The organism is Pseudoflavonifractor phocaeensis (genome assembly GCF_021531375.1).
GTDB classification, from domain to species: domain Bacteria; phylum Bacillota; class Clostridia; order Oscillospirales; family Oscillospiraceae; genus Lawsonibacter; species Lawsonibacter phocaeensis_B.
Window position 1 is genome coordinate 1 of sequence record NZ_JADYTU010000051.1, and the last position, 5,871, is coordinate 5,871.

The window sequence follows — 5,871 nt, forward strand, 5'->3', positions numbered from 1 at the left end:
GCGGCGTTTTGGTTCCTTTGCCGCCGCGGGCAAAGGAACTCGCCCAGCAGGGCGAAACCCTCCCCATAATACATCCATAAACTAAAATTTTTGATCTAAGCATACAGGGCAGACCGGTGAAGCGCCCATCCATCCCGTCTCATTTCACAGTCAACGATATCGTCTGATCCACTGGCGCCGGTGGGACAATTTGAAAAACTTTGATTTCACCCCTATGCAAACGGGGAGAATTATATTAAAATAGAAAAGCAAGAAAAAAGACAGGAGTGGTTCCCATGGAGCAGCCTAAGTATAAAAGAGTTTTGTTGAAGATCAGCGGCGAAGCCCTGGCGGGCGACGCCTCCCGTGGTTTGGACTTTCATGTCATCGGCCAGGTGTGCGACGTGGTCAAGCGGTGTGTGGACCTGGGCGTCCAGGTCGGCATCGTGGTAGGCGGCGGCAACTTCTGGCGCGGTGTGAAGGACGGCGGCGACCAGATGGTGCGGGTCCGCGCCGACCACATGGGCATGCTGGCCACCGCCATCAACGCTCTGGCCGTGGCCGATGTGCTGGAGCAGAAGGGCGTGGAGGTCCGGGTCCAGACCGCTATTGAGATGCGGGCCATCGCCGAGCCCTATATCCGGTCCCGGGCCATCCGGCACCTGGAGAAGGGGAGAGTGGTCATTTTCGGTTGCGGTACCGGCAACCCCTTCTTCTCCACCGATACCGCCGCGGTGCTTCGCGCCGCCGAGATCGACGCCGACGTCATCCTGCTGGCCAAGAACATCGACGGCGTCTACTCCGCCGATCCCAAGTTGGATCCCAGCGCCACCAAGTACGACGCTATCACCTATGACGACGTGCTGGCCCAGCATCTGAAGGTGATGGATTCCACCGCCACCTCCCTGTCCATGGACAATAAGATCCCCGTTCTTCTCTTTGCGCTGAAGGACCCGGAGAACATCATCCGGGCCGTCATGGGGGAGAAGATCGGCACCATCGTGGGCGGCTGAGCCGCTCCGGAGAAATTGGAACAAGGAAAGGAAGAAAAGACCATGAGCCCTGATAATAAGATTTACGACGATAAGATGCTCAAGACCATCGAGGTGGTCAAGGCCAACTTCGCCGCCGTCCGGGCGGGCCGGGCCAACGCCGGCGTGCTGGACCGCATCAGCGTGGAGTATTACGGCACGCCCACCCCGCTGAACCAGGTGGCGGCCATCTCCTCTCCCGACCCCCGGACCTTGACCATCCAGCCCTGGGATACCTCTCTGCTCAAAGCCATTGAGAAGGCCATCCAGACCTCCGATCTGGGCATCAACCCCCAGAACGACGGCCGCATCATCCGCCTGGCCTTCCCTCAGCTCACCGAGGAGCGCCGTAAGGATCTGACCAAGCAGGTCCGCAAGTATGGCGAGGAGGGCAAGGTGGCCGTCCGGAACATCCGCCGAGACGCCATGGACGAGATCAAGAAGAAGGTCAAGAAGTCCGAGATCACCGAGGACGACCAGAAGAATCTGGAGAAGGAGCTTCAGGACATCACCGACAAGCGGTGCAAGGAGATCGACGAGCTGACCGCGAAAAAGGAAAAGGAACTGATGGCGGTCTGATCCGGGCCAGCCATACATGGCCGCGGGGCCGGGCAGCCGTCCCCCGCGGCCCTTTGACGGTTTTGAGAGATTATAATGGTCTGGAAGCCGGACCGGATTGAGGTGCCAAATGGCCTTATTTCAAAAGAAAACCAACCAGCCGGAGCCCCAGGTGGATTTTGACCGCCTGCCCCGGCACATCGCCATCATCATGGACGGCAACGGGCGCTGGGCCAAGAAAAGGGGCCTGCCACGCACCGCCGGCCACGCGGCGGGTGCGGAGACGTTCCGTACCATCGCTACTTACTGCAAGGACATCGGCCTGGATTATCTGACGGTATACGCCTTCTCCACGGAAAACTGGAAGCGGCCGGAGGACGAGGTCGCCGCCATTATGGGGCTGCTGAAAAAGTACCTGCTGGAGGCCATCGGTCAGATGGAACGGGACAAGGTGAAGATGGAGTTCTTCGGGGACCTGTCCCCGCTGACTCCCGAGCTGCGCCAGCTGTGTGAGCGGACCCGGGAGATTTCCCGGCATTATGACGGCTGCCAGGTGAACATCTGCCTGAACTACGGCGGCCGGGATGAGCTGATGCGGGCGGCCAAGGCCTACGCCCAGGACTGCCTGGAGGGGAGGGCCGACCCCAACCACCTGACCCAGGACCAGTTCGGAGGCTATCTGTTCTCCAGGGGGGTGCCCGATCCCGACTTGGTCATCCGCCCCAGCGGAGAGCTGCGGCTGTCCAATTTCCTGCTGTGGCAGTCCGCCTACGCGGAATTTTACTTCACCGACGTGCTGTGGCCCGACTTCTCCAAGGAGGAGCTCCACCGGGCCATCGCGGCTTACCAGAGCCGAAACCGCCGGTTTGGAGGTGTGTGAGTTGAAAGCTCGGATTCTTGTGGCGGTGGTGCTGGCCCCGCTGTTCTTTGTGGATCTGTTTTTCCTGCCGCCCGTCTGTCTGGCGGTGACGGTGTCCGTCATCGTAGCCATGGCCTCTTATGAGCTGCTTCGGGCCACCAAGGTGGTTCACCACAACCATATGTATGTCTACACCGCCCTGTCCGCCGCCGCCATCCCCATGGGCTATTGGGCGGGGGGGGGCAGTCTGGTCTCCCTGGCCGCTGCCCTGCTTCTCATGGCCGCCCTGTTTTTCACGGCCATCCGGCTCTACGGCATCGAGGAGAAGGAGGTACGGTTCGAGCAGGTCATGGCCTGCCTCTTCGGCGGCGTGGCCGTCCCCCTGTTCCTGTCCTCCCTGGTCCGGCTGAAGGGGATGGAAAACGGCCAATACCTGGTGCTGCTGCCTGTCATCTGCGCCTTCCTCACCGATGTGGGGGCCTATTTTGCCGGAGTGTTCCTGGGCAAGCACCGGGGCATTACCCGGGTCAGCCCCAACAAGTCCCTGGAGGGCTACGTCGGCGGCATCCTGTCCGGCTGTGTGTTCATGTTGCTTTACGCCCTGATCCTGGTGCGGTTTGCCGGGCTGGAGGTATCCTTCCCGGTGATGGCCCTCTACGGCCTGGTGGGCAGCGCCATCACCGAGCTGGGGGACCTGTCCTTCTCCCTGATCAAGCGCCAGTGCGGCGTGAAGGACTACGGCAACCTGCTCCCCGGACACGGCGGCATGATGGACCGCTTTGACTCCATGACCTTCGCCGCACCCATGCTGCTGCTGCTGGTGCAGCTGCTTCCCGCCTTCTGACCTACTTTCTTTTGAAAAAGAAAGTAGGCAAAGAAAACTTCCTGCGAAACTTCGTTTCGCCTCTGGCGGTCCAAAAGGCTTCTTCTTTTGATATTGAGAAGCAGTAAGGAATGGCGTCGCCGTTTTATATGGATCGGTGGGATTGGCCGGCGTCAGCATGATGTTTCGTACCATATGATTGGACTCCGTGTATAAAGTGGAAGCAAAACGGAGTTTTGCACCAAAGTTCTTTTGATTCTTTTCTTTCAAGAAAAGAATCCACAACTAAAAAGGTGAAGAGTATGAGCAAACGAATTTCGATCTTAGGTTCCACCGGCTCCATCGGGCGGCAGTCATTGGATGTGATTGCCGCCTGCGGCATGAGTGTGGCCGCTTTGACGGCCAACTCCAGCGTGGAGCGCATGGAGGAGCAGGCCCGGCAGTTTAAGCCGGAGCTGGCCGTGCTGATGGACGAGAAGGCCGCCGCCGACCTGCGCATCCGGCTGGCTGATACCAACGTCCGGGTGCTGTCCGGGATGGAGGGACTGCTGGAGGCCGCCGCCATCCCCAGCGCCGACACCGTCATCACCGCCGTGGTGGGCATGGTAGGTCTGCGTCCCACTCTGGCCGCCATCCGGGAAGGCAAGCGCATCGCGCTGGCCAACAAGGAGACCTTGGTGTGCGCCGGCCAGCTGGTGTTGGAGGAGGCCAAGGACTACGGCGCCCAGATCCTGCCCGTGGACTCGGAGCACTCCGCCCTGTTCCAGAGCCTGGAGGGGAACAAGGACAGGGGAGAGGTGAAGCGTCTCATCCTGACCTGCTCCGGCGGCCCCTTTTATGGAAAGACAAGAGAACAGCTGCAAGGAATGACAAGGGAAGATGCCTTACGTCATCCCAACTGGTCCATGGGGGCTAAGATCACAGTGGACTCCGCCACCCTGATGAACAAGGGCCTGGAGTTTATAGAGGCCATGCACCTGTACCACATGCCTCCGGAAAAAATTGCCATTGTTATTCACCGTGAGAGTATTATCCACTCCCTGGTGGAATACTGTGATAATGCCATGATCGCCCAGCTGGGCGCGCCCGATATGCGTCTGCCCATCCAGTATGCCCTGACCTGGCCCAAGCGGGTCCCCGGTCCGGCCAATCCGCTGGATCTGTGGAATTGCGGCCCGCTCACCTTCGGCAGCCCGGATCTGGAGACCTTCCGCTGTCTGGCGCTGGCGCTGGAGGCGGCCAGGACCGGCGGTACCGCCGGGGCCATTCTCAACGGCGCCAACGAAGCGGCGGTGGCCCAGTTCCTGGCGGGCAAGATCGGCTTTTTGGAGATCGCCGACCGGGTGGCCCAGGCCATGGCCAAGGTGCCGGTGGTGCGGGAGCCCGGCCTTGCGGATATCCTGGAGGCGGACGCCGCCGCCCGGGAGGCCGCGCTGTAATTTGCCGGCAAGTAATTTGGAGGTTCTATGTTCTACGTCATTATTGCCGTCCTGATCTTCGGCGTTCTCATCGCCACCCACGAGCTGGGCCACTTCGCCGCCGCCAAATGGCTGGGGGTGAAGGTGAACGAGTTTTCCATCGGTATGGGTCCCGCTGTTTTCAGCAGGGAGAAGGGTGAAACACTTTACAGTTTTAGAGCCCTACCCATTGGCGGATACTGCGCCATGGAGGGGGAGGATGACGACTCCGCCGATCCCCGTGCCTTCGGACGGGCGGCGGGCTGGAAGAAGTTTATCATCCTGTGCGCCGGAGCGGCCATGAATTTCCTCACAGGACTTCTGATCCTGCTGGCCCTGAATCTCCCGGTCCAGGGGTTCGTGCTGCCCGTGATCCAGGACTTCACGCCGGGGTTCGGCCTGGAGGACTGCGGCCTACAGCCGGGAGACCAGGTGCTGTCCGTGGACGGGCACCGGATCTACAATTACAGCAATTTGTTTTTGTTCCTGAGCCGCGCCGGAGAGACCGTGGACGTGGTGGTGCAGCGGGACGGGGAACGGGTCGTGCTGGAGGATCTCTACATGCCCTTGCAGCAGGCCGGTGTGGATGAGAACGGCGAGCCTATCTATCAGCGCGGACTGCAGATCGGCGTCACGGTCCTGCCCGCCACCCTGGGGAATAAGCTGCTGTTCACCTGCTACGACGCTCTGGACTATGTGCGGCTGGTGTGGCTCAGTCTGGGCGATCTGGTGTCCGGTCAGGCCGGGATCCGGGACCTGTCCGGCCTGGTGGGGATCACCAACACCATGGCTGAAGTGGGCAGCGACCCAGAGCTTTCGCCCACGCCGGTCATGGCGGCCCGGAATATGGCCAACTTTGCCGCCCTGATCGCTGTCAATCTGGCGGTGATGAATCTTCTGCCCCTGCCTGCTTTGGACGGAGGACGGATCTTTTTCCTGCTGCTGAACGGCCTTCTGCTGGCCCTGTTCAAAAAGAAGCTCGACCCCAAGTATGAGGGATACGTCCATATGGCCGGTCTGGCGGCCCTGATGGCCCTGATGCTGGTGGTCACCCTCAGCGATGTGGGGAAATTGTTCGGAAGATAAATTCAAGTTTATGGATGTATTATGGGGCGTCGGGGACGCCGCCCCCTACGCACGGTTTACAATATGGCTTCGTAGGGG

General features: G+C 60.5%; 6 protein-coding genes. All 6 read left to right on the top strand.

Going from position 1 to position 5,871, the window contains the following annotated elements; translation table 11 throughout:
- Positions 1-275 precede the first annotated feature (275 nt).
- The 6 genes from pyrH to I6E39_RS10920 all read left to right on the top strand — a co-directional run bounded on the left by pyrH (position 276) and on the right by I6E39_RS10920 (position 5,793).
- Positions 276-992: a UMP kinase gene (gene pyrH, locus I6E39_RS10895; protein WP_235381609.1), complete on the top strand. Its 717-nt coding sequence runs from the start codon at positions 276-278 to the stop codon at positions 990-992.
- Positions 993-1,034: 42 nt separating this feature from the next.
- Complete coding sequence (gene frr, locus I6E39_RS10900) at positions 1,035-1,589, top strand: ribosome recycling factor (protein ID WP_235381610.1); 555 nt, start codon at positions 1,035-1,037, stop codon at positions 1,587-1,589.
- 109 nt (positions 1,590-1,698) lie between these two features.
- Positions 1,699-2,448: an isoprenyl transferase gene (locus tag I6E39_RS10905; RefSeq protein WP_235381611.1), complete on the top strand. Its 750-nt coding sequence runs from the start codon at positions 1,699-1,701 to the stop codon at positions 2,446-2,448.
- 1 nt (position 2,449) lies between these two features.
- Positions 2,450-3,271, top strand: coding sequence for a phosphatidate cytidylyltransferase (locus I6E39_RS10910; protein ID WP_235381612.1), 822 nt, complete (start codon positions 2,450-2,452; stop codon positions 3,269-3,271).
- A 281-nt stretch (positions 3,272-3,552) separates the two neighbouring features.
- Positions 3,553-4,689, top strand: coding sequence for a 1-deoxy-D-xylulose-5-phosphate reductoisomerase (locus tag I6E39_RS10915; RefSeq protein WP_235381613.1), 1,137 nt, complete (start codon positions 3,553-3,555; stop codon positions 4,687-4,689).
- 27 nt (positions 4,690-4,716) lie between these two features.
- On the top strand, positions 4,717-5,793 hold the full coding sequence (locus I6E39_RS10920) for a M50 family metallopeptidase (RefSeq protein WP_235381614.1): 1,077 nt from the start codon (positions 4,717-4,719) through the stop codon (positions 5,791-5,793).
- Positions 5,794-5,871: the final 78 nt, after the last annotated feature.

Bases quoted from the DNA above. Each gene is read 5' to 3' on its own strand.
- pyrH (WP_235381609.1), top strand. From the start codon at position 276: ATGGAGCAGCCTAAGTATAAAAGAGTTTTGTTGAAGATCAGCGGCGAA.
- frr (WP_235381610.1), top strand. From the start codon at position 1,035: ATGAGCCCTGATAATAAGATTTACGACGATAAGATGCTCAAGACCATC.
- I6E39_RS10905 (WP_235381611.1), top strand. From the start codon at position 1,699: ATGGCCTTATTTCAAAAGAAAACCAACCAGCCGGAGCCCCAGGTGGAT.
- I6E39_RS10915 (WP_235381613.1), top strand. From the start codon at position 3,553: ATGAGCAAACGAATTTCGATCTTAGGTTCCACCGGCTCCATCGGGCGG.
- I6E39_RS10920 (WP_235381614.1), top strand. From the start codon at position 4,717: ATGTTCTACGTCATTATTGCCGTCCTGATCTTCGGCGTTCTCATCGCC.